The organism is Ruania alkalisoli, from assembly GCF_014960965.1.
In the GTDB taxonomy this organism is placed as follows: domain Bacteria; phylum Actinomycetota; class Actinomycetes; order Actinomycetales; family Beutenbergiaceae; genus Ruania; species Ruania alkalisoli.
In genome coordinates this window covers 4,307,649-4,334,178 of the sequence record NZ_CP063169.1, presented here as the reverse complement: position 1 = coordinate 4,334,178, position 26,530 = coordinate 4,307,649, and the positions used below count along the sequence as shown (strand labels likewise).

Sequence of the window (26,530 nt, the reverse complement as noted above, 5' to 3'; positions counted from 1 at the left end):
TGCACCGGCTCCGTATCGTGTTCGTGAATCGTATCAAAGAACTTTTTCACAGCGGAGGGACAACTGTGGTCCGCCCGAACATTCTTCTCCTGCACTGCCACGATCTCGGTCGCTTCCTTGGCTGCTATGGCCACCGCACGGTGCACACTCCACACCTGGACGCCCTGGCCGCGGACGGTGTGCTCTTCGAACAGGCCTTCTGCACAGCGCCGCAGTGCAGCCCTGCGCGTGCCTCGTTGTTCACGGGGCGCTACCCGCACTCCGCCGGGGTGATGGGACTGACGCACCGGAACTTCGCATGGGACCTGTTCCCGGACGAACGCCACCTCGCTCAGCAGCTGCACGAGAACGGGTACACCACGTCACTGCTCGGGGTGCAGCATGAGTCCTTGGCGAGCCGGACACCGGAGCAGATGGCGGCGCGTCTCGGTTTTGATCGAGCAGTTCCCGTCGTCGAAGGAACGGGCGCGCCCGATCGTGCCGAGGCCGTCGCAGCGGCCGCATGCGCCGAGCTCGACCGCCTCGTCGAGGTCAACCAGCCGTTCTACCTGCAGGTCGGATTCGTGGAACCGCACCGGCTCCCGGTGAATCACCGCGACGAACCTGGGTACACCGGATTCATCGGTGACCACATCGACCCGGATGACTCCCTCGGTGTTGATGTGCCGGCCTATATCGCTGATGAGGGCGAGAGCACGCGTACTGAGCTGGCCGAGCTCCAGGGGGCCGTGCGCTATCTCGATGAGGCGGTCGGTCAGGTGCTTGCCGGACTCGCTCAGCGCAACCTGACCGAGAACACGCTCGTGATCTTCACGACCGATCACGGCCTCGCGCTTCCCCGGGCCAAGTGCACCGTGTACGACCCGGGCCTCGAGGTGGCGTGGATCATGCGCGGTCCCACGCTGGGTTGGACGGGTGGGGCGCGCCGCACCGAGCTCGTCTCCCACATCGATCTGCTCCCCACCCTGCTCGAGGTCGTCGGTGCCGAACCCAGCGCCCGGGTCCACGGACAGAGCCTGCGCCCGCTCCTCGATGAGGCCGACTCCCGCACGCCCGACCGCGACGCCGTCTACGGCGAGATGACCTACCACGACTACTACGACCCCCGCCGATGCGTGCGCACCCGGACGCACAAGCTGATCGTCAACTTCACCGCAGCACCGGGATTCATGGACTCCTCCCAGTCCTGGCGGCCCCGGACCACACCTCGTGCGCCGGTCCGCAGCTTCCATCCACCCGTCGAGCTGTACGACCTGAGGGTAGACCCTCAGGAAGAGCAGAACCTGGCCGACGATCCGGAGCACGCCCCGGTGCGTGACGTGCTGCTCGAGGAGCTGCACCAGTGGATGCGGGAGACCGCCGACCCGCTCCTGGACGGTGCTGTCACCAGCCCACTGCACCGGATGGCCGTCGGTGCCCTGATGAGCGCGGGGACGTAGTCAGGCGCGCAACGGGGACGTTCGGATCTGCTCAGCCGTGTCCCTCCGCGCGGCTCGGGCAGCGTGCAGAGGAGCCCACGGCTTCACGCCGCACCGTTCCGTCCAGGTATGCCAGGCCTCAGACATGGTGCGTACTCGATCAGGATAGTGCGCGGCCAGATCATGGACTTCTGTCCGGTCGACGTTCAGGTCATACAATTCCCAGCCCTGACCGTACTTGCGCACCAGTTTCCACCGGCCTGAGCGGACGGCACCGTTGCCTTCATGCTCGAAGAACATTGAGCGTTGGCGCATCGGCTCCGATCCGGTCCAGGAGCCGATCATCGATATCCCCTCGAGCGGAAGGATGTCCCGCCCGGAATAGCGATCCGGGTACGTCGCACCCACAACGTCAAGGACTGTGGGCAGGACGTCCGGGAGGTAGTGTGGCGTGTGGTCTATGCGCTGTCGCAGGCCGCCCGAAGGCCAGTGCGCGATGAACGGCGTCGCAATGCCTCCCTCGTGGACCCAATGCTTGTACTCCCGGAACGGAGTGTTCGAGAGATTGGCCCACGGCTTGCCATAGGAGGTGAAGGTCTCCGGGGGTCCAGGTGGGATCGACGGGTCGTTTCCGAGGCGGACACGCTCACCTGAGGATGTCCGCTCGAGAGCGGCGAGTGGTCGACGGTCCATCTCGTCCACCCAGGCTGGCTGGAACGCCTCAGCGCACCCACCGTTGTCGGAGAGGAACAGGATCAGCGTGTCATCCAGTTGCCCGGCTTCGGTGATCGCGTCGATGACGGATCCGATCGCAGCATCCATGAGCTCCACCTGGGCGGCGTACACCTGCATGCGGAGCGCCTGCCATTCGCGATGGGCAGTGTCCGCCCACGCGGTGACGTCGGCGTCGCGATCGGTGAGGGGACAGTCGCCGCTGATCAGCCCTTCGGCCACGAGGCGACGATATCGGCGCTCGCGGAGCAGATCCCATCCCTTGTCATAGAACCCCCGATAGCCATCGATCGCCTCCGGTGGTGCGTGCAATGGCCAGTGGGGTGCGGTGAATGGCAGGTAGCAGAAGAAGGGGGTGTCGGGCTGGTTGGCCGTGTGCCGGCGGACGAACGCTGCCGCCTCGTCGCCGAGCACAGACGTGAGATAGAAGCCATCCGTGGGCACAGGTTCGACCGACTCCCCTCGGGTGAGGGTGACTGGCTGGTAATAGCTTGCTGCGCCTCCCAGGGTCCCGTAGAACGTATCGAATCCACGGCGGGTGGGCCATGCGTCGTTGGGGTGCTGAACATCGCCGCTCAGATGCCACTTGCCGAACATGGCGGTGGCATAGCCGTGGTCACGCAGGATCTCCGCCATCGTGACGCATCGATGATTGAGCGTCCCGGGATAACCGAGCGGCCCATCGTCCTGGGTGAGCACCCCGATGCCCGTCTGGTGCGGATGAAGACCGGTGAGCAACGACGCGCGCGCCGGGGAGCAACGGGCGGTGTTGTAGAACTGGGACATGCGCACCCCGGCCGCAGCCAGTGCGTCCAGGCGGGGTGTCCGGATCTCCGATCCGTAACATCCGATGTCGGAGTAGCCAAGGTCGTCAGCGAGAATCACGACGATGTTCGGTGACCGTCGTAGGGGCGGTGTAGTCACGTTCCTCCTCCGGCGCCACGAGGTGCGGGCGTGCTCGCCACCATCGACGCGGGCGACAGGCACGTAGCGGTGAATCGATGGCACCCTGGGCCCACGGTAGCCGTGGCGGTTCCGGGTAGTTCTACGACGGCGGTGGTGCCTTCGGGGATGGTGGTCTCCAGGATCAACTGGTCGCCGTCGTGGTGCCAGTGGGTGCGGATCTCGCCGTGGGGGGTGTGCAGGCTGGCTTTGGCCCAGGTGAGGCCTCCGCCGGGCCTGGGGGCGATGCGGATGCGGGAGTAGCCGGGTTCGGCGGGGGTGATGCCTGCGACGACGGTGTGCAGCCAGTGGGCGACGGCGCCGAGGGCGTAGTGGTTGAAGCTGGTCATGGTGCCGGGGTTGATGGTGCCGTCGGGGAGCATGGAGTTCCAGCGTTCCCAGATGGTGGTGGCGCCCATGGTGACGGGGTAGAGCCAGGAGGGGCACTTGCGTTCGAGCAGGAGCCGGTAGGCGGTCTCGGTGTGACCGGTGCTGCTCAGGGCGGCGGTGATGACGGGTGTGCCGGCGAATCCGGTGGAGATGCGGTACCCGGATTCGGCCACCAGTTCAGCGAGGCGTTCCCCGGCGATGTGGCGCTGCTGGTCGTCGAGGAGTCCGAACTCGATCGCCAGGGCGTAGACGGTGGTGCAGTCGCTGTGGATGCGCCCGTCGTCGGTGACGTAGTGGGTCTGGAAGCCTCGTAGCGCGCGTTCGGCGAGGACACGGAACTCGGGTTCGTCGCTGTGTCCGAGGATGGCCGCGATCTGGGCCATCAGATCGAACGTTCGGTACGCGCACGCAGTCGCCACCACGCCGACATCGGCCTTTCCGGCGCCGGGTTGGTCGGCCGGCGCATCGGGGTCGAGCCAGTCACCGAACTGGAAGCCGGTATCCCACCGCCCCGTGTCCGACAGGCAACGTGCTACCCCGCGCGTGTGCGCGGTCATGGAGTCGTACTGGGCCTTGAGGATGTCAGGGTTGCCGTAGGCCTGGTAGAGGGTCCAGGGGACCCAGACGGCGGCGTCACCCCAGATCGCCGTGACGGCCCGGTCCTTTTCGGGGTCACGGGCCGGGTCTGTGGGACCGGCGAGGAACACATCGGGCACAACCAGCGGGACGCGACCGTGCTGTGCGTGTTGTTCGGCGGCGAGGTCGGTGAGCCAGTCGGCGAGGAAGTCCTGGGTGTCGTAGAGGTAGGCGGCGGTGGGCGCGAAGACGGCGATGTCGCCGGTCCAGCCGAGTCGTTCATCGCGTTGCGGGCAGTCGGTGGGCAGGTCGAGGAAGTTGCCGCGCAGGGACCAGAGGACGTTCTCGTGGAGTTGGTTCAGGTCGGGATTGGAGCATTCGAAGTAGCCGGTGCGGTCCAGGTCGGAGCTGACGACGATGGCTTCGATCGCGCCGTTGGTGAGTTGGTGGGTGAGGTGGTCGGGCCATCCGGTGATCTCGGCGTAGCGGAAGCCGTGGAAGGTGAAGGTCGGTTCGAAGACGTCCTGAGCGCCGGAGGTGATGTAGCGGTCGGTGGCTTCGGCGGTGCGCAGTGGCCGGGTGCCGAGCTCGTCGTGTTCGAGGACTTCGGCGTGGCGGATGGTGATCTCGGTGCCGGCTGGTGCGGTGATCGTGGTCCGGGTCCAGCCGACGAGGTTCTGCCCGAAGTCCAGCAGTGTCTTGCCCGTGGGGGAGGTCCAGATCCGCACTGGGCGGATGGTCTCGTGCCGGATGACGGGTGGTCCGATGGGGGCGGTGAGGGTGGTGGGGTCGAAGGCGACCTCGTGCACGCCTGCCCAGGTGGTGTCGTCGAAGCCGGTGGTGTTCCAGCCGGGTTGGTGGCGGCGGGCGTCGATCGTCTGCCCGTCGTAGAGGTCGTTCGCGGTGGTGGCCGACGGTGCAGCTCGCCAAGTCTCGTCGGTCACGATGGTCTGGACGTGCCCGTCGGCGAAGGTGACGTCGAGGCGGGCCATGAAGGCGAGCTGATCGCCGTAGAGGGCACGGCCGCCGGTGAACCCGAGCCTGCCGCGGTGCCACCCATTACCCAGGGCTGCACCGACCACCACTGGTCCTGAGTCCGGGACCAGTTCGGTGATGTCCCAGGTACGCCAGCGCAGCCGCCATTGGTAGCTGGACCAGCCGGGGGAGAGTACGTCTGGACCCACGGGTGTGCCGTTGACGAAGGCTTCGAAGATTCCTTGCCCGGTCGCGGTCAGCGTCGCGGTGACCACGTCGCCGTGTCCGGACTCCAGGGCGTGTTCTACCCGGAGCAGGGGGGCACCGTGGAAGTCCTGATCGGGGGTGATCATGGTGGCCCCGTCCAGCGGGGTGGCGCTGGTCTGCGGTGTGAGCGAGCCGGTCTCCGGGGTGGGGCTGCTCATGCGTGTGTGTCCTGTTCGGTGGTGCCGGTCTGTGTTCTGGTGGGTGGGCCGTCTTGGTTGGGGGTGAGGGGGTAGTGGCAGGAGGTGCGATGCGCGGGTTCCAGCAGTTCCAGGGTGGGGCGTTCGTCGTCGCAGCGTTCATCGCGGCGGTGGGGGCACCTGGTGTGGAACGGGCAGCCGGCCGGTGGGTTGGTCGGGTCGGGAAGCTCGTCGTTCAACCTGATCCGGCGCTGATCACGGCGGTGCGGATCTGGCACCGGAACCGCGGAGAGGAGGGCTTCGGTGTAGGGGTGTCGGGGGGTGGTGAACAGTTCCCTGGTGGGGGCTTGTTCGACGACTTTGCCGAGGTACATGACGGCGACGCGGTCGCAGAGGTGTTCGACGACGGACAGGTCGTGGGAGATGAAGAGGTAGGTGAGGTTGTATTCCTGTTGGAGGTCGGCGAGGAGGTTGAGGATTTGGGCCCGGACTGAGACGTCGAGTGCGGAGACGGCTTCGTCGGCGACGACGAGTCGGGGGCGGGTGATCAGGGCGCGGGCGATGTTGACGCGTTGGCGTTCGCCGCCGGAGAAGGCGTGGGGGTAGCGGTGCATGTATTCGGGGCGTAGCCCCACCCGGGTGAGCATGTGACCTACCTGGTCGGCGATCGCACCGGGGGGTTGGCCATCACCGAGCCGGCGTAGGGGTTCGCCGATGATCTGGAGGAGGGTTTTGCGGGGGTTGACCGAGGTGAAGGGGTCTTGGAAGATCATCCGGATCTGGCCCCGGTAGGGGGTCAGGGCGCGGTTGTCCAGGCTGGTGAGGTCCACCTCGCTGGTGTCGCCTTGGTAGGTGATGGTTCCTGCGGTGGGGTCCAGGGCGCGGACGATGGTGCGTCCGAGGGTGGTTTTCCCGCACCCGGACTCGCCCACGAGGCCAAGGGTCTCACCGCGGTGGATGGTCAGGTCCACGCCGTCGACGGCGTGCACGTGTCCGGTGGTGCGGCCGAAGAAGCCGGACTTGATGGGGAAGTGCACCTGCAGGTCCCGGATCGACATGATCGGCTCCCCCTCATCTACAGAGGGTTGGGCCTCGTGTGGGGCGGGTGAGGCGGTCGGGGCGGGTGCGGGGCTTTCGGCGGAGTCGGGTTCGGTGACGACCTGCGGGGGGAGGTTCTCGATGTCGGGGTCGCGTAGGTGGCAGCGGACCAGTCGCCCGTCGTCGAGGGCGATCGGGTGTGGGGTGGTCTCATCGCAGAGGCCGGGCATGGCGAACTGGCAGCGGGTGTGGAAGGGGCAGCCGGTGGGGCGTTGGTTGGGGTGGGGGACGTTGCCCGGGATGGCCGGCAAGCGGCCCCCATCACCGGCTCCGTCGCTGGTCTCCTCGCTGGTCTCCTCGCTGGTGCCGTCGGTGGTGATGGTGGGGATGGATTCGAGGAGGGCTTGGGTGTAGGGGTGTTGGGGGCGGTCGAAGATGTCGGTGACCGAGCCGCGTTCGGCGACGGTGCCTAGGTACATGACGCTGACGTCGTCGGCGATTTCGGCGACGACGCCGAGGTCGTGGGTGATGAACAGCATCGACATCCCGGTCTCTTCTTGCAGGTTGGCGAGGAGGTCGAGGATGCGGGCTTGGGTGGTCACGTCCAGGGCGGTGGTGGGTTCGTCCGCGATGAGCAACGCGGGGTCGTTCGCTAAGGCGATGGCGATCATGGCGCGTTGGTTCATGCCGCCGGAGAGTTGGAAGGGGTAGGCGTCGAACCTCGTGTGTGGGCTGGGGATCCCGACTCGGGCCAGGTGCTCGATTGCCTGCTCTTTCGCCTCAGCTTTGCTGATGGGTTGGTGCAACCGGATGGCTCTCGCGAGCTGGGTGCCGATGGTGTACATCGGTGACAGGGAGGCTCCGGGTTCCTGGAACACGAACCCGATGTCGCCCCCGCGGATGCTGCGGATTTGTTCCCCGGTCGGGTCCAAGGCGGCCAGATCCACCGGGTCGGCATCAGTGTCAGGCTGGAACCAGGCGTGACCGCGCTCGATCCGGCCCGGTGGCAGCACGAGGCCGGCGATGGAGCGTGCGGTGATCGATTTGCCGCACCCGGATTCTCCGACCAGGCAGGTCGTGCGGCCTCGGGTGACGTCGAAGGTGACGCCGTCGGCGGCCTTGACCACCCCCTCATCGGTGTGGAAGTAGGTGCGTAGGTCCTCCACCCTGAGCACGGCCTCGCTGGTGACCGGGCCGGCAGGTGTGTCATTGCTGGTCTGGCTGAGGGCGTGAGAAGTCATTGCTCGTCCCGTCATGATCGGTAGGGGTCGGCGCTGTCGCGCAGGCCGTCGCCGAGGAAGTTCAGTGAGAGCACAGCTGCGACGACGGCTGCGCCGGGCAGTAGTAACCAGGGGGCGGAGGCGATCACGCGCAGGTTCTGTGCTTCTTGGAGCAGCACACCCCAGGAGACCGTCGGCGGCTGAAGTCCGAGACCGAGGAAGGACAGCGCGGTCTCGGCGAGGATCATCGCCGGGATCGACAACGTGAGGGTGGCGATCAGGTGGGAGGTGAAGGAGGGCAGCATGTGGGAGAAGATGATCGCCGGCTGTTTGGCCCCGTCGAGGCGGGCAGCGGTGACGAAGTCCTCTTCCCGCAGGGATAGGAACCGGCCGCGGACTTCTCGGGCTAGTCCGGTCCAGCCGACCAGGGAGAGCACGACGGTGATCGCGACATACCGGGTGACTGGCCCCCATTCGCCGGGGATCGCGGCGGCCAAGCCCAACCACAACGGCAGCGTGGGGATCGACATGAACAGCTCGATGATGCGTTGGATGATCGTGTCGACCTTCCCGCCGACGAACCCGGATACCCCACCGAGGGTGATGCCCAACAGGAAGGCGAGGGTGACTCCGACCAGCCCCACGGACATGGAGATGCGGGTGCCGTGGATGATCAACGACAACAAGTCGTGCCCGAGGCGGTCCGCGCCGAGGAGATACATCGGGTGCTCCGTGCCCGGGTCGGCTGGGCCGAGCAGGTGCACATTGGTGGTGAACAGCCCCCAGAACTCATACGTCGATCCTTGGGCGAAGAACTCGACCGGCACCTTCGCGGTCTCATCGACGGTGTAGGTCAGGGCCAACGTGTCCGGGTCCTGCTCCACGAAGTAGCCGTAGTAGTGCAACCCCCAGTCCCACGACCCACCACTGGTGTCGACCAGGTGCAGCGAGGTGGGTGGGGCGTAGGTGTGCTGAGCCGACAGATCGGTGGTCGTATACGGGGCGAGGAACCCCGCGAACGCGGCGATCAGGTAGAGGAACCCGGTCACCGTGAGGCCGATCATCGCCAGCTTGTGCTTGCGGAACCGCCGCCAGATCAAGCGCCACTGGGAGGCCGTGGCCTGCCCGCTGCTCTTGCCGCGCCGGGCGGTGCTCGGCTTGGTGGGCACGTCGGGCGGGTCACCGAGTGTCGTCTGTGATGGACCGCTCGACCCGGGGACCGGGAGGCTGGTCTGGTCGCTCATGCGGCACCTCCCACGGTGCGTAGCCGGACTCTCGGGTCGGCCCAGGCCAGGGCCAGATCCGACAGCAGGGTCCCGATCACCGTGAGCACCGCGGTGATCAGGATGATCGACCCGGCTAGGTACATGTCCTGGCTGCGTAGCGCCCCCAGCAGCAGCGGGCCGATGGTGTTCAGGTTCGCGACCTGGGCCACGATCACTTCACCGCCGATGATCCCGGGCAGTAACCATCCGATGGTGGAGATGAACGGGTTCAGCGCGACCCGCAGCGGGTAGCGCAGCAGCAGCGGCCCTTCGGCCATCCCCTGAGCCCGGGCGGCGACCACATACGGTTTGCGCAGCTCATCGAGCAGGTTCGCCCGCAAGATCCGGATCAACCCCGCCGTCCCGGCAGTGCCCAACACGACGATCGCGATGAGGAACGTGGGCAGGTTGTTCTTGCCCACACTCAACCCGAACGTGGAGAACGCGAACCACATCATGATCAACGCCAGCAGGAAGTTCGGAGTCGCCAACCCCAAAAACCCCAACGTCGTCACGATGTAGTCACCGGGGGAGTACTGCTTCAACGCCGAGTACACCCCGATCGGCAACGCCACCGCCCACGTGAACAACAACGTCGAGATCGACAAGATCACCGTCAGCGGCAACCGGTCGGCCAACAACCCCGATACGGGGGCGGCATAGTCGAACGAATACCCGAAGTCCCCATGCAGCAGGATCCCCGAGATCCACTTCCAGTACTGCACCCAGATCGGATCCCCCAACCCGAACCGCTCCCGCAACGCCGCCAGCTGCGCGGTGTCCACCGCCTGCCCCTCAGCCTCCAACCGGGCCACATACGACGTCGCATAATCACCCGGCGGCAACTGAATGATCACAAACGAGGCCACCGAGATCAACAACAACGTCGGCACCATATACACCAACCGACGCGCAAGGAACTTCAGCACGAGCAGTAGCCCCCCGCCCTGAGGGTGCGGCACGGAGTGGCCGGTCGCATCATCGAGATCCTTCCTTGCGTGTGTCGCCACTGACAGTTGCGCTTTGTATCGTATCAGAGTACTTTCGTGCCAACCGGTTCGGCAGTGTCACAGCCGCTAGGTCGCACGAAACCGCTAGATCACGCGGTAGAGGTCAGGCAGCGCAAGGCATTGTGGATCGGTGTCACGCAACAGAATTGCAACGTATCGAGACTGCTGGGAAGGCGTGTAGTGCCGTCTCGGCAGCCCAGGACGGCGACAGCGGCGTCCCAGTTCCGTCGACAAGCAAAGAGGCCGAGATCGATGATGCAGACCAGACCTTCCACACTTCCTCGCCGTCAGTTCCTCGCCTGGGGAGGCGGGACGATGGCCACGGCTATAGCTCTCGGCGGGTGCGACATGCTCGACGACACCGACCCGGGAACCACCGAGCCAACGGGCGCGAAAGGCCGAGAGGCCCCGGATCTCGCCGCGCAGGTCGAAGCCGGAGAGCTTCCTCCGGTCGAAGAACGCCTCCCCAGCACCCCACTCGTCGTCGAACCGAACGACGAGGTCGGGCGCTACGGTGGCGCCTGGCGAACGGCTGTCCTGAAGCAGGCGAACGCGTCGGCATGGGTCGAGGACACCATTGGCTACGAGCACCTGGTCCGATTCCTCCCCAACACCACCGACCTCACAGCGGCTGGAGTCACGGCGAACGTCGCCGAGTCGTTCGAGTACAACGACGAGGGCACGGAGTACACGTTCCGGCTCCGCAACGGGATGCGCTGGTCGGATGGCGAGCCTTTCACCGCCGACGACATCATGTTCTGGTACGAGGCTGTCTTCCTGAACGAGGACCTCACGCCGGCGAAGGCCAACTGGCTCACCTCGGCCGGTGCCCCGGTCACGGTCCAGAAGGTCGACGAGCAGACAGTCACCTTCATCTTCGACGAACCGAACGGGCTGTTCCTCGCCAAGCTAGCCCAGGAGGGGGACCTGATCACCCGAGTCCCGAAGCACTACCTGCAGCAGTTCCACCCGGACTTTGCCGAGGACATCGACTCCACGATCTCGGATGCGGGTCTGAGCACCTGGGTCGAGCTGTTCGAGGCCAAGGGGGGCACGTTCACCACCCGCTTCAACAACGCCGAGTTGCCCACCCTGTGCGGGTGGAGCCTTGACCACGGCGTGAACGAGGACGTCCAAGAGCTGGTTGCCCGCCGCAATCCGTACTACTGGAAGGTCGATCCGGACGGGAGCCAGCTGCCCTACCTCGACGAGGTGCGCTACGCGGTCGTGTCCGAGACCGAGACCCTGGTGCTCAACGCCGTCAACGGCGAGATCGACTTCCACTTTCCCAACATCGGCGATGCCGCGAACAGGCCGCTTCTCGCCGACAACCAGGAGTCCGCCGACTATCACTTCGTCACCACCGTGAAGTCGCACTCCACGGTGCCGGTGATCCATCTCAACCTCTCGCATCAGGACCCCGTCAAGCGTGAGATCTTCAACAACAAGGACTTCCGGATCGGTCTCTCACACGCGATCGACCGCCAGACGATCATCGATGCGGTCTACGCCCGCCAAGGGGAGCCCTTCCAAGCTGCTCCGCGGCCAGAGTCCGACTTCTACGACGAGGAGATGGCCACGCAGTACACCGAGTTCGACCTCGACCTGGCGAACGAGCATCTCGACCGGGCCGGGTACTCGGAGACCAACAGTGACGGAATGCGCCTCGGTCCGGACGGCAATCCGATCTCCTTCGACGTCGAGGTCGCTTCCCAGCGTGGTCCCGACGTGGACACGATGGAGCTCGTCCGGCAACAGTGGCTGGCTGTCGGGATCGAGGTGTCGGTCTCGCCCGAAGACATGTCCCTGTTCCTGGAACGCCAGGCCGGCAATCATCACGACGCGGCGGTCCATTTCGCAGTCGGTGGCCTGAACGCACTGCTGCACCCCAGCCTCTACTTTCCCTACGACACGTTCAGTCGGTACGCCGTCCCGTGGGCGCAGTGGTACGCCAGCCGTGGCGAGTCGGGGCAGGAGCCTCCCGAGGCCGTTCGGCGGCAGATGGACCTCTACGACCAGATCACGACGACGGCGTCCGCCGACGATCAGAACGCGCTGATGCAGGAGATCCTCGCCATCGCAAAGGAGGAGTTCTACACCATCGGAGTGACCTTGTGGGAGGGCGGAGTCGGAATCGTCAAGAACGACTTCCACAACGTTCCTGCCGAACTCACCACCGGCGCGTATTCGAATCCTGCCACGACCAACCCCTGTCAGTACTTCCGTAGCTGACCTCCCGGCAGGCACGATCCACGACGAGCGAGGAGTTTCCATGCCGACCCCCGACGAGCGCACCAAGCTCGCGCGGGACGCCGATCTGATCGGTGCTCACCGCATGCAGGTCAAGCCTGATCTGCTGCGTCCGGCCGACGGGCTGCTCACGCGGCCCTATCTCTCGGCCGGAGCAGGCACGACCTATCCCGATCTCACCGACTGGGATGCCGTCTGGGCTGGTGCCGCGTATCTCATCGACGGCGACCCGGAACCGTTGCGTGACAGCCTGCTCAACCTGATCGAACACATCAGCCCGGACGGAAAGGGGCAGAGACGGATCGGCCGGGACCGGTACAGCGCTCCGCCATATCAGGTACGTCCTTTTCTCGCGACTGGAGCCTTCGTGCTCTCCCGCGAGACGAACTCGATCGACTGGCTCGGATCTGACGGTTTGGAACGTATCGAGTCCTATCTCGACTACCGCCATATCCACCAGCTCGGTCGAGATGGCCTTCTCACCTGGACCCACGTCGATGAGGGATTCGCTGACAATGCGACGGCGAACTGGGCATGGGAGCCCAATGCCGTGCAGGCGGTCGACCTGAACGCCCAGATGGTCCTCGAGCACACGGCGTTCGCCTGGCTCGCCGAGCGCGCCGGAGACCACGGACGAGTTCGACGGCACCGTGCCCTCGCACAGCGCCTCACCGCGAGCATCGGCCGCGTGCTCTGGGATGGCGAGGACGACTACTACTACAGCCTCTACATACCTCCGCTACGACGAGACGAGTCACACCCCATCCGCTCAGTGCACGCGTCGAACCTGTGGCCCCTCTGGCTCGGCCTCGTCCCCGAGGATCGAGCCCAACGGGTGATCGAACGGTACGTGCTGGCACCGGAGCACCTGTGGAGCGACTACGGAATCCGCTCGCTGAGCAGGTCCGATGTGCACTACTCGAACGCCGTGAACGGGCTCGCTATGCCCATGGGGCACGGCCCATGGCAGGGACCAGCCGGTGAGACGGCGACGTGTTCCAACTGGCAGGGGCCGATCTGGGCACTGCACTCCTACTTCGCAGCGCACTATCTGTCCCGGTACGGCTACCGCGATCACGCATGGACGGTCGCGGAGCGGATCCTGGCAGTACACGCCAACGCCCTCGACGAGCATGGCGCGTTGTTCGAGAACTTCAGCGCAGAATCCGGTGAAGGTCTGGCCGCGCGCGGTATCGGGAGCTGGGGACTGATGCTGCCGCAACTGGTGACCGACCTCGAGCACGGGGCGGACTGGTGGCTGAGAGATCTCGACCTGCCGACGCCATCCGGGGATCTCCGATGAGCCGTAGCGCCGCGGGACGCACGCGTGTGGGTGCGGATGATCGCCCTCATGTGCTGCTGATCATGACGGACCAGCAGCGGTTCGACACCATCGCCTGTCGAGGAAACACCGAGATCCACACGCCCCACCTGGACCGGCTGGTACGGCGCGGGCTCACCTTCGAGCGCGGGTACTCCACCACGCCCGTATGCGTCCCGGCGCGGTATACCCTCCGGTCCGGCTGCGAACCCACCCGAACCGACATCTGGGACAACCGCCTTCCGCCAGGTCGTCATGAGCGTCTGAGGGCGGAGCAGGGCCCGTACCTGGCCGAAGCGATGAGAGAGCGCGGTTACCGAACGTTCGGGATCGGCAAGTTCCACACCAGCCCGTGGGACGCTGACGTGGGTTTCGAGGTGCACCTGCACAGTGAGGAACAGTACGAGACGCCCGATCAGCGGGCCCGGGACTCGTACGCATCGTGGATCTCGACCGAGCACGCCGAGTACGACTGGGTGGATGCCCTGATGGGTGAACGCACCGAGATGTACTACATGCCCCAGACGAGCCCGCTTCCAGCGAGCCTGACGGTCGAGGCGTGGGCCGCCGACCGGGCCGTCGAGCAGATCGAACAGCCAGATCCGCGCCCCTTCTTCGGTGCGGTCTCGTTCATCGGCCCGCACCCGCCGTTTGCCCCGCCGATGCCGTATCACCGCATGTACGACCCGGACCGCATGCCGCTACCTGTGCGTGGAGACCTCGACGTCGACCACCTCGACCAGCAGTTGCCGTGGATGAACGCGATGACGTTCGCCGAGAACGTCGACGACGACCGGGCGCGGTCCCTGAAAGCTCGCTATTACGGCGAGATCAGCTACATCGACGCCTGTATCGGCACGATCCTGGATGCGGTCGATCGTCTCCCGGATCCGGACAATGTGCTGATCTGCTTCGTCTCCGACCACGGGGACCTTCTGGGCGATCACTCTGGCTGGCAGAAAGAGAGCTTCTTCGAAGCCTCCACCAGAATCCCGTTCCTGCTGAGCTGGCCACGGATGCTCCCTGCGGATCAGGCATGTGCTGACCTGGTCTGCCTCACGGACATCTTCGGGATCTGCACAACGGCTGCTGGACGTCCGGACCTGCGTCAGGGGCACGATGTCCTGGGAACACTGCTAGGTCGAGGTGCGCCCCGCCGTCGCCTGATCGGCTATCACGGCAGGCCACGGACCCGGCGGTTCAAGGCGATGGTTGTGCAGGATCGATGGAAGCTGATCTTCCTCGCCAACGGTGGCCATCGATTGCTCTTCGACGTCGAATCCGACCCGGACGAGCTGACAGCGCTGCAGCACGAGCACCCCGGCGTGGTCGCCGAACTCACCCGTGCCTTGATCGAGGACCTGATCGCTGAGGGCTGCTCGGCAGCCTTGGTCGATGGGGCCGAAGGCACACATCTGTGGACGCAGCCGTACGAGGTGTGGGAGCGCACCCGGATCTATCAGTTCGACAAGTCGCGCGGTATCACCGGATTTCCCGAGAACCCGGCCACCGTGTGCCACGACCCCGTGCTCACCTAGCACGGGCACCTGCCTGATCAACGGAGACACAGGAGGAATCGAATGAACACGCATGCACTCAGCAGGCGGCAGGTCATTGCGACCGCGGGCGCCACGATAGGCGCGGCGGCGGTCGGTATGGCGACGGCGTCCCCGTCCGTGGCGACGTCTGCACGCGCAGCCTCGCAGACCGACAGCGTGCCGGAGTTCTGGTATCAGGACAACAACCTCGGCCAGGGCGGCGGAGTTCCGCCTGACTTCCGGGCTCGCTACGACGACCTGGCGGCCTGGGACAAGGCCCGGGATCGTATGCACACCTTCTCCATCGGCCAGAACGCCCTCATCAAGCAGGGGCTCCGTGACGATCCGACCCTCCTGGCCTCGATGGCGGCCGCACACGCAGACCAGCACTTCGCCTACAACGTGACGCAGGCGACCACGTGGTGGTGGGGGTACTACCGCCAGACGGGAGAGATTCCGCCGGGGCGCCCGAACTTCACCAGAACGATCAATGAACTGCGTGATCTGGTCTCCGCCGGGTTCAACCTGACGGACATCATGTTGCAGAGCGTGTTGAGCAAGCCGGGTCCGGGCAGGTTTCTGGGCTATTCGATGGAGCGTCGTATCCAGGATGTGGTGGAGTTCAACGATCAGGTCAGAGGTGAGTTCCCTGGTGTGCGGATCGGTTTGATCACTCCGCTCACCAATCCCGAGATTCATCCGCCGTGGCGGGAGACCTGGGCCTGGGTGCAGAGCGAGTTGCGTTCGGCGGGGCACGAGCTGGACTTCATTCACTTCGATAAGCCGTTCGAGCATCCGCGTCTGGAACTCGAGAGCCCGAGTGGGGTGATGACCTGGGAGAAGATGATCGAGGTCGAGCAGTACGCGAAGAGCCTCGGAATCACCTATGGGATCCAGTGCACTGATGGGCGTGCCGGTCGGGTGAGCAACAACGAGTTCCGGCGCCTGGTCCTGGAAGGGATCGCGACCTATGTCGATCACGGGGGTGCGGCGGATCGGTACATCCTCTGGCCGTTCCACCCCTATCCGGACCACTCCACCCCGGACGATCTCGGGCCGCTCCCGCCCGAAGGCGCCAGCCAGATGCGGGTCTTCCGCGAGATCGCGGCGGGCGCCGCCGCGCAACACGCGCCCCGAGCCAACCAGACGCAATGACAACCCACACCCAAGGAGAAGAGATGACGACGACGTCACGAGCGACATGTAACGACCGAGGACCGACCCGGCGCCAAGCTCTCGCTACGGGAGGTGTGGCGTTGGCGGGCGCCTTGGCCGCCGGATCGCTGAACGCTCCACACGCTTCCGCCGTCAACGGCGCGGCAACTGACGCGTCGGAACGACTGCCGGAGTTCTGGTATCAGGACAACAACCTCGGCCAGGGCGGTGGGGCAGCCCCACCCGACCTTGAGTCCCGGTATGACAGCCTCGACACCTGGAAGCATGCTCGCCGCGCGATGCACACCTTTGCCTTCGGCCAGCTCGGCGCCGGCGACAACTACGCGGACGAGGTGAAGTTCGAACCGGCAGTCCTCGACAAGATGGCGGCGGCCCACGCCGATATGAACTTCGCCTTCAACGTCACCCAGGCGACGACGTGGTGGTGGCACACCTACAAGGAGACCGGCGAGGTTCCGGACGGGCCGCCGGACTTCTCGGCCACGATCAGCAACCTACGCCAGATACGCGCAGCCGGGTTCAACCTGACGGACATCATGTTGCAGAGCGTGTTGAGCAAGCCGGGTCCGGGCAGGTTTCTGGGCTATTCGATGGAGCGTCGTATCCAGGATGTGGTGGAGTTCAACGATCAGGTCAGAGGTGAGTTCCCTGGTGTGCGGATCGGTTTGATCACTCCGCTCACCAATCCCGAGATTCATCCGCCGTGGCGGGAGACCTGGGCCTGGGTGCAGAGCGAGTTGCGTTCGGCGGGGCACGAGCTGGACTTCATTCACTTCGATAAGCCGTTCGAGCATCCGCGTCTGGAACTCGAGAGCCCGAGTGGGGTGATGACCTGGGAGAAGATGATCGAGGTCGAGCAGTACGCGAAGAGCCTCGGAATCACCTATGGGATCCAGTGCACTGATGGGCGTGCCGGTCGGGTGAGCAACAACGAGTTCCGGCGCCTGGTCCTGGAAGGGATCGCGACCTATGTCGATCACGGGGGTGCGGCGGATCGGTACATCCTCTGGCCGTTCCACCCCTATCCGGACCACTCCACCCCGGACGATCTCGGGCCGCTCCCGCCCGAAGGCGCCAGCCAGATGCGGGTCTTCCGCGAGTTGGCGAGGGGTGCGGCCGCCCGGCGCCGGTAGTCCCGGGGCGTGGACCCACGCGGCACCTTCTGCTGGGTCCACGCCCACCATCTCGATCACTGAAGGGCGCCGTGACCTCCCCGAACATCCTGCTCATCGTCTCTGACCAGCACCGGTGGGACTGCGCCGGGTACGCGCAACGTTGCCCGGTGCGCACTCCCACCCTCGATGCGCTCGCCCGATCCGGCACTCGATTCGACAGCGCTTTCACCCCGATCCCACTGTGCGTGCCGGCCCGACAGTCGCTCCTGACCGGCTTGCGGCCGGAGTACGTCGGCGGACTGTGGAACTACGACCTCGGCCCGAAGGGCACACAGCTCGACCCCGGGGCGATGACCTGGTCCCGACTCCTCCCATCCCGTGGCTACCGGAGTCGGTACATCGGAAAATGGCACGTCCACGCCGATGCCGATCCACGGGACTTCGGGTACGACGAGTACGTCCCGCTGGAGGCCTATGACCAGCGGCGGGCGCATCGTCACCCCGGGGCGCACGTCGACGGCGGGTGGTTCGGTGGCATCGACCCCGTGCCCACCGAGGACAGCAGGACGCACTGGTCGGCCGACCGTGCCGCGGAGTTCATCACCCGCAGTACTCGGCAGCCGTGGCACGTCCGGGTGGACTTCGTCGAGCCGCATCTGCCGTGCCAGCCGACTGCCGAGTTCGCCGATCAGTACCCGGCTCGTGAGATCCCGCCGTGGGGGAGCTTTGCGGAGTCGTTTGCCGGCAAGCCCTACATCCAGCGTCAGCAGCTCCACAGCTGGGGCGTAGAGAACTTCACCTGGGAGGACTGGGCGCCGATGGTGTCGCGGTACTACGCGAGCATCACCCAGATGGATGCCGCCATCGGCCGCATCATGACCACGATCGCCGAGACGGGCCAGCTCGAGGACACGCTCGTGATCTACACCAGTGATCACGGGGACATGTGCGGCTCCCATCGGATGATCGACAAGCACCACGTGATGTACGACGACGTCGTTCGCGTTCCACTCGTGCTCTCCTGGCCGGGCACAGTGCCCGCCGGGGAGATCAATGATGCGTTCGTGCACAACACGCTCGATCTGGCCACCCTGCTCTACCGCGTGCTCGGCGATGACGGCACGCCCACCCACGGCGCACCTCTGGTCGAACCCGACGGCGGCCGATGGCACGTCAACGAGGCTCTCTCCGCGCGAGATCACGTGGTGAGCACCTACAACGGGCAGCAGTTCGGCCTCTACGTCCAGCGGATGATCCGGGACCGACGGTGGAAGTACATCTGGAATCCGACGGACGTCGACGAGCTGTACGACCTTCACAGTGATCCCGACGAGCTCGACAACCGCATCGGTGACAGTTCCGCGAGCGCTGTGCTGGCCGGTCTGCGGCGTCAGCTGTACGACGACTTGTTGGCCGACGGTGACCGCACCGTCGACAACGACTGGGTGCGCACGCAACTGCTCGACGGACGCAAGCTCGCGGGAAGCGTGCACGACTGACAGCTCCGGCACCATGACGGCCCGCCGTCCTCCACTATCGACAGGAAGGGTCACCGATGACCAGGATCCTCACGCCGAAACCCCTCGGGGCTCTCGCAACTGCCGTCAGCCTGGCTGCCGCGGCCGCCTGTTCCTCCCATCAAAGTGAGGACGGCACCATCGAGATCACCTGGCTGACCAGCAGCGACGAGCAGACGTCGGAGCTGGCCGCCGCCCTGATCGAGGAGTTCGAGGCGACGCACTCCGGGATCGTCGTCAACCATGACACCCGGCCCAGCGGCGACGACGGGGTCAACGTCGTCAAGACCCGCCTCGCCACCGGGGAGATGGCCGAAGTGTTCACCTACAACTCAGGCTCGCTGCTGCAGGCGCTCAACCCGGACGCCACGCTGGTCGACCTGTCCGGGGAAACCTGGATCGACGATCTGACCGAGGATTTCCGATCCGTTGTCAGTACCGAGAATGGTGTCTATGGAGCCCCGTTCGGCACCTCCCTCGCCGGCGGCATCGTCTACAGCCAGCCGGTCTACGACGAGCTGGGCCTGGAGGTACCGCAGTCGTGGGACGCCTTCATGGCGAACAACGAGCAGATCGCCGCTGCTGGATATGTCCCGATCATCCAGACCTACGCCGACCCGTGGACCAGCCAGCTGTTCGTCCTCGGCGACTTCGCGAATGTCCACGCGCAGGATCCGCAGTGGGCACAGGAGTACACCGCACACTCCAGGTTCTACGCCGAAGAGCCCGCCCTCGCCGGATTCCGGCACCTCCAGGAGGCATACGAGGCCGGCTACTTCAACGTCGACTTCCCCTCGGCCACGTTCGAAGATGGCGCCATGATGGTGGCTGACGGCACCGGTGCCCACTATCCGATCCTGACCACGGTTCTGGACACCATCACGGCCAACTCGCCGGACGCCGTCGAGGACCTGCGGTTCATGGCCCTCCCGGCTGACAGCGCGCAACACACGTCGGCGACGATCTGGCAGCCTGATGCGACCTACGTGGCGGCCGCCGCGGAGGGGGAAGAGCGTACGGCTGCTCTGCAGTTGCTGACCTTCCTCAACACCTCGGACGCGTGCGACATCTTCAACGAAACCGGGGCGCCGAGCGGACCGTATGCGAACTCCTGCGAGCTGCCTGACGACGTCACCCCGTTGCTGCAGGACGTCCAGGCGTACGTCGATGAGGGCAACACGGCCCCCGCGCTGGAGTTTCTCTCCCCGATCAAGGGGCCCAACTTGGCCAACATCACGGTCGAGGTGGGTTCCGGGATTCGGAGCGCTGAGGAGGCCGCAGCCAACTATGACCGTGATGTGGAGAACCAGGCTCGCCAGCTTGACCTCGACGGCTGGTGACAGTTCCGACCCGCCGGTGCTGCCGAGATCAAACGACGATTTGGCTACCGGGACGGGCCCAACCAGAGCTCCCCACAACCAATTCGACGTGTGATTTCAGTGGAGGTGGGTGGGTTCGGGGCGTCCCGACGCGACCGACCGCTGCGCCGCCGTCACGATCGCGAGGGTACGAGCCCCGACCCCGCCGTCCGGTTGGGGTCGGGTCCCGGTGCGCACCGCGTCCAGGAACGTCGCGATCATCCGCGCATCCAGGTCAGGCCCGTACGGCTGCCACACCGCGCCCTCGGCGTCATAGCCGGCCACGTGCCCGGCGAACGGGTCGATCCGCATCGAGCCTCGTGTGCCGTGCACCTCCAGTGTGAGACCACCCCAGGTGGGTGCTGAGTCCGGTACCGACCAGGAACAGTCGATCTGCGCGATCACCCCGCTGGGGTAGGCGACCGACACCACCCCACCGGTCTCCACCCCGGTGCCCGCATGCAGAATCTGGTTTGTGACCGCGTGCACATTCTCGGCCGGTTCGCCGAGCAACTCGTCCAGCAGGTCGGCCACATGCACCACGTGATCCATCAGCGCCCCACCACCGGACCGCGCCGGGTCGGTGAACCAGGAGCGTTCGCCGGGCCGGGGCATCTTCCCGTTGTTCGTGCCCACCACCGCGAGGATCTGCCCGAGCTGCCCCGCCCGGCACCGCGCCACCAGATCGGCGAACGTCGGCGCGAACCGCACCGGGTAGGCCGTCATCAGGATCCGCCCGGCCCGTTCGGCCGCGGCCACCATCGCCGCAGCATCCTCGTCGGAGGTGGCCAGCGGCTTCTCGCACAGCACGTGCGCCCCGGCCGCCAGGGCCTGTTCGGTGAGCTCGCGATGGCGTGAGTTCTCCGAGCAGATCACGACGGCGTCCGGCGCCTCGGCCAGCAGGCTCGCCACGTCCTCGGCGTAGGTGATGCCCAGCTGCGCGGCCAGGTCCGCGCCGCGGATGGTGCCCGGGTCGGGCGTGCCGGTGTCGGTGCCGATCACCCGTACGCCCTGCCCGGCGAGGGCGGCGGCGTAGCCGTGGACGTGCGGGTGCGCGAAGGAGAGGATTCCCACGGTGAGCGTCATCGGAGTGCCTCCTGCGTCTCGATCTCGACCACGGCGCCGGTGCGGATCGACTCGTTCGCCGCCTCCGCCAACCGCACGGCATGTACCCCGTCCGCACCGGTCACCGTTGCCTCACGCCCCTCCCGAAGCGCAGCCGCGAAGTCCACGATCTCTGCCGTGTACGGACTGTCCATCACATCCACCTCCGGCAGATACCCGCCTCCCGGCGTCGGGGGCAGGTGCAGTCGCACGGCATCCTCCCGGGCCGAGTCGTGCCGCAGCAGCCCCTCACTGCCGGCGATCTCGAACGAGGAGGAGAACGGCAGGTGCGCATGCCCCCACACCCCGTGCACATGGCTGATCGCACCGGAACCATGCGTGAGGGTGACGGTCGCGCTCGCAGTCCGGACGCCGTCGTCGGTACGCGTGACCGAGCGGGCAAAGACCTGGGTGACTGTGCCGGAGAACCAGACCGCCTGATCGAGATCGTGGATCATCTGATCCATGACGATCCCTCCCGAGACGGCCTCGTCGAAGAACCACGGCGAGGCCGGGGCCGCGCTCGCGCGGCGGAACCGGCTTACCGCCACCTGTCCGATCCGCCCCGCCATCACGGACGCATGGGCGGCGGCATAGGCGGGGAAGTACCGCACCACATGTGCCGGAAACAGCCGCACACCGGCCTGATCGGCGGCATCGACGATCTGCTGCGCCAGGTCGGCGGTGCGGGCCAGCGGCTTCTCGCACACCACGTGCTTGCCTGCGGCGATCGCGGCCAGGGCGATCTCGGCGTGCGTGGCAGTGGGGGTGAGGATGCCCACCACGTCCACCTGCGCGAGCAGATCGTCGAGGGAATCGGCGGCGGTGGCGCCGTAGCGGTCTGCGAGCTCAGTCGCTCCGTGCAGGGAGTACACCACGAGGTCGGCGCCGAGGCTGCGCCATGCGGGGGCGTGCACGCCGGCGATACCTCCGGCGCCGATCAGTCCCACACGCAGCGGGTCGGGTTGGTTCACGAGGTGGCCTTTCCGTCGAAGAAGGAGGCGATGGCTGGATCCAGGGGTGGGACGTCCCGCGGGAGGGAACCCGCGCGGAGCGACTCGGTGGCGGCTACCGCGGTGGCGACGGCGTTCCGTGCGGCCACCGGCGACGTGGCAGTGGTGCCCCCGTGGGCGGCGAAGTCGAGGAACTCGGCGATCGTGCGCTGGTCGGCATCCCCGTGGCCACCCGCGTCACCGACGATCGGGTACTCGGCATCGCCCTCGGCGCGGTACCCGGAGCGCCGGTTCCAGACGCGCACGACGCCGCCGGCGGAGTCGCCGAAGTTCTCCATCCGTCCCTCGGTGCCGATCACCGTGTAGTTGCGCCAGTAATCCGGGGTGTAGTGGCACTGCTGGTAGGAGGCGAAGATCCCGCCCTCGAGCTGCATCTGCACCATGGACAGGTCCTCCACGTCGATCACCGGGTTCAGCTCGCGCTGGGCCAGCGGCGGCCAGTTGTCCTCGGAGAACCAGTCGGCCATGGTGCGGTCGGAGTTGTCCCGGCGATCGGTGACCTGGTCGTACAGGGTGAGCCCGCCCATCCCGGTCACCCGGGTGGTGTAGGCACCGGCGAGCCAGTGGATCACGTCGATGTCGTGGGCACCCTTCTGCAGCAGCAGCCCGGTGCCGCGGGCGCGCTCGGCGTGCCAGTCTTTGAAGTAGTAGTCGCCGCCGTGGCCCACGAAGTGGCGGCACCAGATGGCCTTCACCGCGCCGATCTCCCCGCGGCGGATGATGTCGCGCATCGTGGTGACCACGCTCATGTGCCGCATGTTGTGGCCCACGTACAGGGGTGTGCCGCTACGGGCGGCGGCGGCCAGCACCTGGTCCGCGTCCGCCGTCGTGATAGTGATCGGCTTCTCGCAGAAGACGGCGATGCCGGCCTCCAGGAGGGGGATCGCCACCTCGGCGTGCGTGTCGTCCGGGGTGAGCACGAGAGCGGCAGTGACGTCGGCGCCGGCCTGCAGCAGCTCACCGACGCCGGCGAACTGGGCGGGGGACTCGGCGAGTCGCGCCGCCGTGCGCTCGCGGGCGGCAGGGTTGGGGTCGACCAGAGCGGTCACGATGCCGGCACCCGTGCTGGCCACGTGCGCGGCGATACCCGCGCGTGCTCCGCAGCCGATGACGGCGACCCTCGCCTCGGGTGTTGACGGTGAGATGGTCACGGGGTGAGCCGATCACCGGTGTCGTGATGGTGTCAAGCGGCCGGTGCTGCTGTGATGTGATCCCGATGCATCGGGTGAATCGGAATCGCACCGTAGGCACCGCGGGATCAGACACCCCGCACGAATGTCTCGTACCGATAGGCGAGATGGTCGCGGTGCGGGCGGTCTCGGGGGCGGCACGGCAGGTGCAGCGTCTGGCCGTGCATCTCCTGCAGTCCATGCCGGAGCATCGGGCCGTCCTTCTCCTCCAGCAGGCGCCAGGCGATCTGCACCCGATAGTCCGGCGTGACACCGAGCATGTCCTGGTCGTAGGCGGCGTGGTGGATCTTGCACATGGCCAGGCCGTTGTCCACGGTCGGGGCGCCGTCGGGATGACCGTCGGGGAGGATGTGCGCGGCGTCCAGCAGAGAGCCGTGGTGGAGTCGGCAGACGGTGCAGCGGGTCTCGTACGCGAGCAGCACCCGGGTGCGGAATGCCGGCTGGTGCAGGCGTTGCCTGGCGAGGCGGCGGGCATACCGGCGTTTCTCTTCTGAGAGAGTGTCAAGGTCACCGAAGAAGCGGAATGATTCGTCCAGCGCGATCACGAAGGCGCGTTCGTCCGGGCGGTCGTCGACGACGAACACGGGGGCCACCGGTGTGTAGACATTCGGCACCTCTTTGCGGAACAGCAGTAGCGGCATGCCGGTCTCGTAAGCGACGCGGAGCTTTCGATTGTCCCCGGACCACGGGTCACCGGAGCGGTAGGCGTAGTGGAGAAGTCCGTCGTCGGACTCGACGTCGTCGTACGGGCCGGAGGTCGAGCTGACGATCGACAACGTGGCGGACAGCGCCTGGGGATTGCGGATACCGCGGGAGTAGTCGATCACCGGAAGCTTCTCGCCGCGATGGCGGTAGGAGAGCAACTCCTCGCGGAACACGAACCCACCGTTCGCCTCGGCCCGTTCGACCACCCAGCCGATGATGTGTTCGCGAAGTGCGCGCTCCATCGATGACTCCACGTGCTGAGCTCAGCAGAGGGTAGTCGGCAGCGCAAGTACAGGTGCGTCAGCGTCAGCCGGACGAACCGCATTCCAGGTCTGGGTGCCACCTGTCGCGGATTCGATCGGTGCCGGCAGCCAAGTCGACGTGCGATTTCGTGACTACCCTGGACGGGTGGACTCCTTCTGGCAGTTCGTCGGCGGCTACTGGTGGCTGGTCTTCCCTCTCGGCGGGGTGGTCGGTGGCTGGATCAAGGGAGCCCAGAAGTGGGACGAGCGTCGCCGCCGGGACAGGATCGAGCTGCAGAAGCTCAAGAACGCCGAGCGATTCGCCGCCGGAGAGGCCGAGGAGGCGCGCACCAGCGAGATCGAGCGGGTGATCGCCGAGCATGACGAAACCAACCGGCGTTGGCTCGACTACGAGCTCGACGTCGCCAAGCTGATCGACTTCCCTGTGATGACCGACATGCGCGAGCAGGTCACGGTCGACTTCCACCGGGCCAAGCGGGACGCCGACGGGCTGCGCCCGGACGACCCCGACGCGTTGCGCGACGCCCGGACACTCGCGCGCTACCGCGAGGCGGTCCGCGAGTTCGGTCTCACCTTCGACATCGCCGAGCGGGAGGCCAAACGCCGCCGCACCTCGGACTTCACCGAGGCCGAACGCGCCGCGCTCGCCCGCGCGAAGACCATGCTCGCGCTCGCCGACAATTCCGGTGCCACCCGCGCCGAGAGGCAGTCGGCCTACCGTCGGGCCACCAAGGAGCTGGAGGGCCTGCTGGTCCTACCCGATGCCGCCACCGACGCGATCGAGCAGCGGATCGCGGGGGCCCTGGGCAGTACACCATCCGTGCCGCCATCACCACCGCAGACCAACGCCGGAGGCCAGGCCGATGCGGAGCGCCCGACGGCGTAGCTCACCTCTGCGTTGTCCCGGTACCGCCAGGTCGTGCGACCGGGGGCGGAGTCATCGCGTTCGGCCAAGCAGCGTTCGGCCAAGCAGCGTTCGGCCCAAGCACAGGGCGGATCGCGTTCAGGAATCGATCGTGCTCATATCCCCGTACCGCGCACCTGCCACGGCATCGGCCGGCACTGCGTCGTTGAGGGCATCCAGGTGCACCCTGGTCAGTACCAGGTCGGCCGCAGCAACGTTCTCCTCCAAGTAGCGCACCCGCTTCGTGCCGGGGATCGGCACGACGTCTTCACCCTGGGCGAGCACCCAGGCCAGGGCGAGTTGACCGGGCGTGGCGTCGAGCTGGCCGGCGATCGCGCGTACCGCGTCCACCAGCGTCAGGTTCGCGTCCAGGTTCTCGCCCTGGAACCGGGGGAAGTACCCCGAGCTCCGGCTGTCGCCCGCGGGCAGGGAGTCCCGGGTGACAGCCCCGGTCAACAGCCCCCGGCCGAGCGGGGAGTAGGGCACCAGGCCGATCCCCAGTTCTCGCAGGGTCGGCAGGATCTCGGTCTCCAGGTGCCGCGTGAACAGAGAGTATTCGGTCTGAAGCGCGGTGATCGGGTGCACCGCGTGGGCACGCCGGATCGTCGTCGCCGATGCTTCCGACAGGCCGAGGAAGCGCACCTTGCCGGCGTGCGCGAGTTCAGCCATCGCGCCGACCGTCTCCTCGATGGGGACGTCCGGGTCCACGCGGTGCTGGTAGTAGAGGTCGATGTGGTCAACGCCGAGCCGCTGCAGGGAGGCGTCGCACGCCGCACGGACGTACTCCGGACGACCATTGACCCCCACGCGGGTACCGTCCGGGAGGCGCTCGTTGCCGAACTTGGTAGCCAGCTGTACCTCGTCGCGGCGCTCGCGGATGGCCTCGCCGACCAGGCGCTCGTTCGTGAACGGTCCGTACATGTCGGCGGTGTCGAGGAAGGTGACGCCGAGGTCGAGGGCGCGGTGGATGGTGGCGATGCCGTCGGCGTGTGCGGGGGTGCCGTAGAACTCCGACATGCCCATGCAGCCGAGCCCGAGGCTGGAGACGGTCAGGGGTGCGGCGGTACCGAGAGTGCGCGTGGAGATGCTCATGGAATCGAGTGAAG

19 protein-coding genes are annotated in these 26,530 nt (G+C 66.5%); 9 read left to right on the top strand and 10 right to left on the bottom strand.

Going from position 1 to position 26,530, the window contains the following annotated elements; all coding sequences use genetic code 11:
- The first annotated feature begins 65 nt into the window (after window positions 1-65).
- Window positions 66-1,439: a sulfatase family protein gene (locus IM660_RS19195; RefSeq protein WP_193497345.1), complete on the top strand. Its 1,374-nt coding sequence runs from the start codon at window positions 66-68 to the stop codon at window positions 1,437-1,439.
- Here the strand turns inward: IM660_RS19195 and IM660_RS19190 are convergent, their stop codons facing one another.
- The 5 genes from IM660_RS19190 to IM660_RS19170 all read right to left on the bottom strand — a co-directional run bounded on the left by IM660_RS19190 (window position 1,440) and on the right by IM660_RS19170 (window position 9,922).
- Window positions 1,440-3,074, bottom strand: coding sequence for an arylsulfatase (locus IM660_RS19190; protein WP_193497344.1), 1,635 nt, complete (start codon window positions 3,072-3,074; stop codon window positions 1,440-1,442). It lies immediately after the preceding gene.
- Entirely contained in the window at window positions 3,071-5,386 is a 2,316-nt protein-coding gene (locus IM660_RS19185; protein ID WP_193499531.1) for a glycoside hydrolase family 78 protein, read from the bottom strand. The genes IM660_RS19190 and IM660_RS19185 overlap by 4 nt, the downstream gene beginning before the upstream one ends.
- A gap of 68 nt (window positions 5,387-5,454) precedes the next feature.
- Entirely contained in the window at window positions 5,455-7,716 is a 2,262-nt protein-coding gene (locus tag IM660_RS19180; RefSeq protein WP_210769037.1) for an ABC transporter ATP-binding protein, read from the bottom strand.
- Window positions 7,717-7,727: 11 nt separating this feature from the next.
- A complete protein-coding gene (locus IM660_RS19175; RefSeq protein ID WP_193497342.1) occupies window positions 7,728-8,939 on the bottom strand; it encodes an ABC transporter permease in 1,212 nt (403 codons plus the stop codon).
- Window positions 8,936-9,922 carry an ABC transporter permease gene (locus IM660_RS19170; protein WP_246465043.1) on the bottom strand — a complete coding sequence of 329 codons (987 nt, stop codon included), beginning with the start codon at window positions 9,920-9,922 and terminating at the stop codon, window positions 8,936-8,938. Before IM660_RS19170 ends, IM660_RS19175 begins: the two co-directional genes overlap by 4 nt.
- 300 nt (window positions 9,923-10,222) lie before the next feature.
- Here IM660_RS19170 and IM660_RS19165 point away from each other — a divergent pair, with 300 nt between their 5' ends.
- From IM660_RS19165 to IM660_RS19135, 7 genes are all read left to right on the top strand, one after another.
- Entirely contained in the window at window positions 10,223-12,202 is a 1,980-nt protein-coding gene (locus IM660_RS19165; RefSeq protein ID WP_193497341.1) for an ABC transporter substrate-binding protein, read from the top strand.
- 40 nt (window positions 12,203-12,242) lie between these two features.
- Complete coding sequence (locus IM660_RS19160; protein ID WP_193497340.1) at window positions 12,243-13,523, top strand: MGH1-like glycoside hydrolase domain-containing protein; 1,281 nt, start codon at window positions 12,243-12,245, stop codon at window positions 13,521-13,523.
- Complete coding sequence (locus IM660_RS19155) at window positions 13,520-15,079, top strand: sulfatase family protein (RefSeq protein WP_193497339.1); 1,560 nt, start codon at window positions 13,520-13,522, stop codon at window positions 15,077-15,079. Before IM660_RS19160 ends, IM660_RS19155 begins: the two co-directional genes overlap by 4 nt.
- 42 nt (window positions 15,080-15,121) lie before the next feature.
- Entirely contained in the window at window positions 15,122-16,234 is a 1,113-nt protein-coding gene (locus IM660_RS19150; protein ID WP_193497338.1) for a hypothetical protein, read from the top strand.
- A gap of 101 nt (window positions 16,235-16,335) precedes the next feature.
- Window positions 16,336-17,388, top strand: a complete 1,053-nt coding sequence (locus tag IM660_RS19145) for a hypothetical protein (RefSeq protein ID WP_193497337.1) — start codon at window positions 16,336-16,338, stop codon at window positions 17,386-17,388.
- 71 nt (window positions 17,389-17,459) lie between these two features.
- Entirely contained in the window at window positions 17,460-18,869 is a 1,410-nt protein-coding gene (locus IM660_RS19140) for a sulfatase family protein (RefSeq protein ID WP_193497336.1), read from the top strand.
- 56 nt (window positions 18,870-18,925) lie between these two features.
- Window positions 18,926-20,227 (top strand): ABC transporter substrate-binding protein, encoded by a 1,302-nt coding sequence (locus IM660_RS19135; protein WP_193497335.1) that lies wholly within the window; start codon window positions 18,926-18,928, stop codon window positions 20,225-20,227.
- Between the two features lie 96 nt (window positions 20,228-20,323).
- Here the strand turns inward: IM660_RS19135 and IM660_RS19130 are convergent, their stop codons facing one another.
- The 4 genes from IM660_RS19130 to IM660_RS19115 form a co-directional block, all read right to left on the bottom strand.
- Entirely contained in the window at window positions 20,324-21,331 is a 1,008-nt protein-coding gene (locus IM660_RS19130; RefSeq protein WP_193497334.1) for a Gfo/Idh/MocA family protein, read from the bottom strand.
- The gene (locus tag IM660_RS19125; RefSeq protein ID WP_193497333.1) at window positions 21,328-22,323 is read right to left on the bottom strand and encodes a Gfo/Idh/MocA family protein; all 996 of its coding nucleotides are present in this window, start codon (window positions 22,321-22,323) and stop codon (window positions 21,328-21,330) included. Before IM660_RS19125 ends, IM660_RS19130 begins: the two co-directional genes overlap by 4 nt.
- The gene (locus IM660_RS19120; RefSeq protein WP_193497332.1) at window positions 22,320-23,513 is read right to left on the bottom strand and encodes a Gfo/Idh/MocA family protein; all 1,194 of its coding nucleotides are present in this window, start codon (window positions 23,511-23,513) and stop codon (window positions 22,320-22,322) included. Before IM660_RS19120 ends, IM660_RS19125 begins: the two co-directional genes overlap by 4 nt.
- A 107-nt stretch (window positions 23,514-23,620) precedes the next feature.
- On the bottom strand, window positions 23,621-24,499 hold the full coding sequence (locus IM660_RS19115) for an HNH endonuclease (RefSeq protein ID WP_210769036.1): 879 nt from the start codon (window positions 24,497-24,499) through the stop codon (window positions 23,621-23,623).
- 166 nt (window positions 24,500-24,665) lie between these two features.
- Between IM660_RS19115 and IM660_RS19110 the strand changes: the two genes are divergently transcribed.
- Entirely contained in the window at window positions 24,666-25,406 is a 741-nt protein-coding gene (locus IM660_RS19110; RefSeq protein WP_246465042.1) for a hypothetical protein, read from the top strand.
- A gap of 117 nt (window positions 25,407-25,523) precedes the next feature.
- Here the strand turns inward: IM660_RS19110 and IM660_RS19105 are convergent, their stop codons facing one another.
- Window positions 25,524-26,510: an aldo/keto reductase gene (locus IM660_RS19105; protein ID WP_210769177.1), complete on the bottom strand. Its 987-nt coding sequence runs from the start codon at window positions 26,508-26,510 to the stop codon at window positions 25,524-25,526.
- Window positions 26,511-26,530 lie beyond the last annotated feature (20 nt).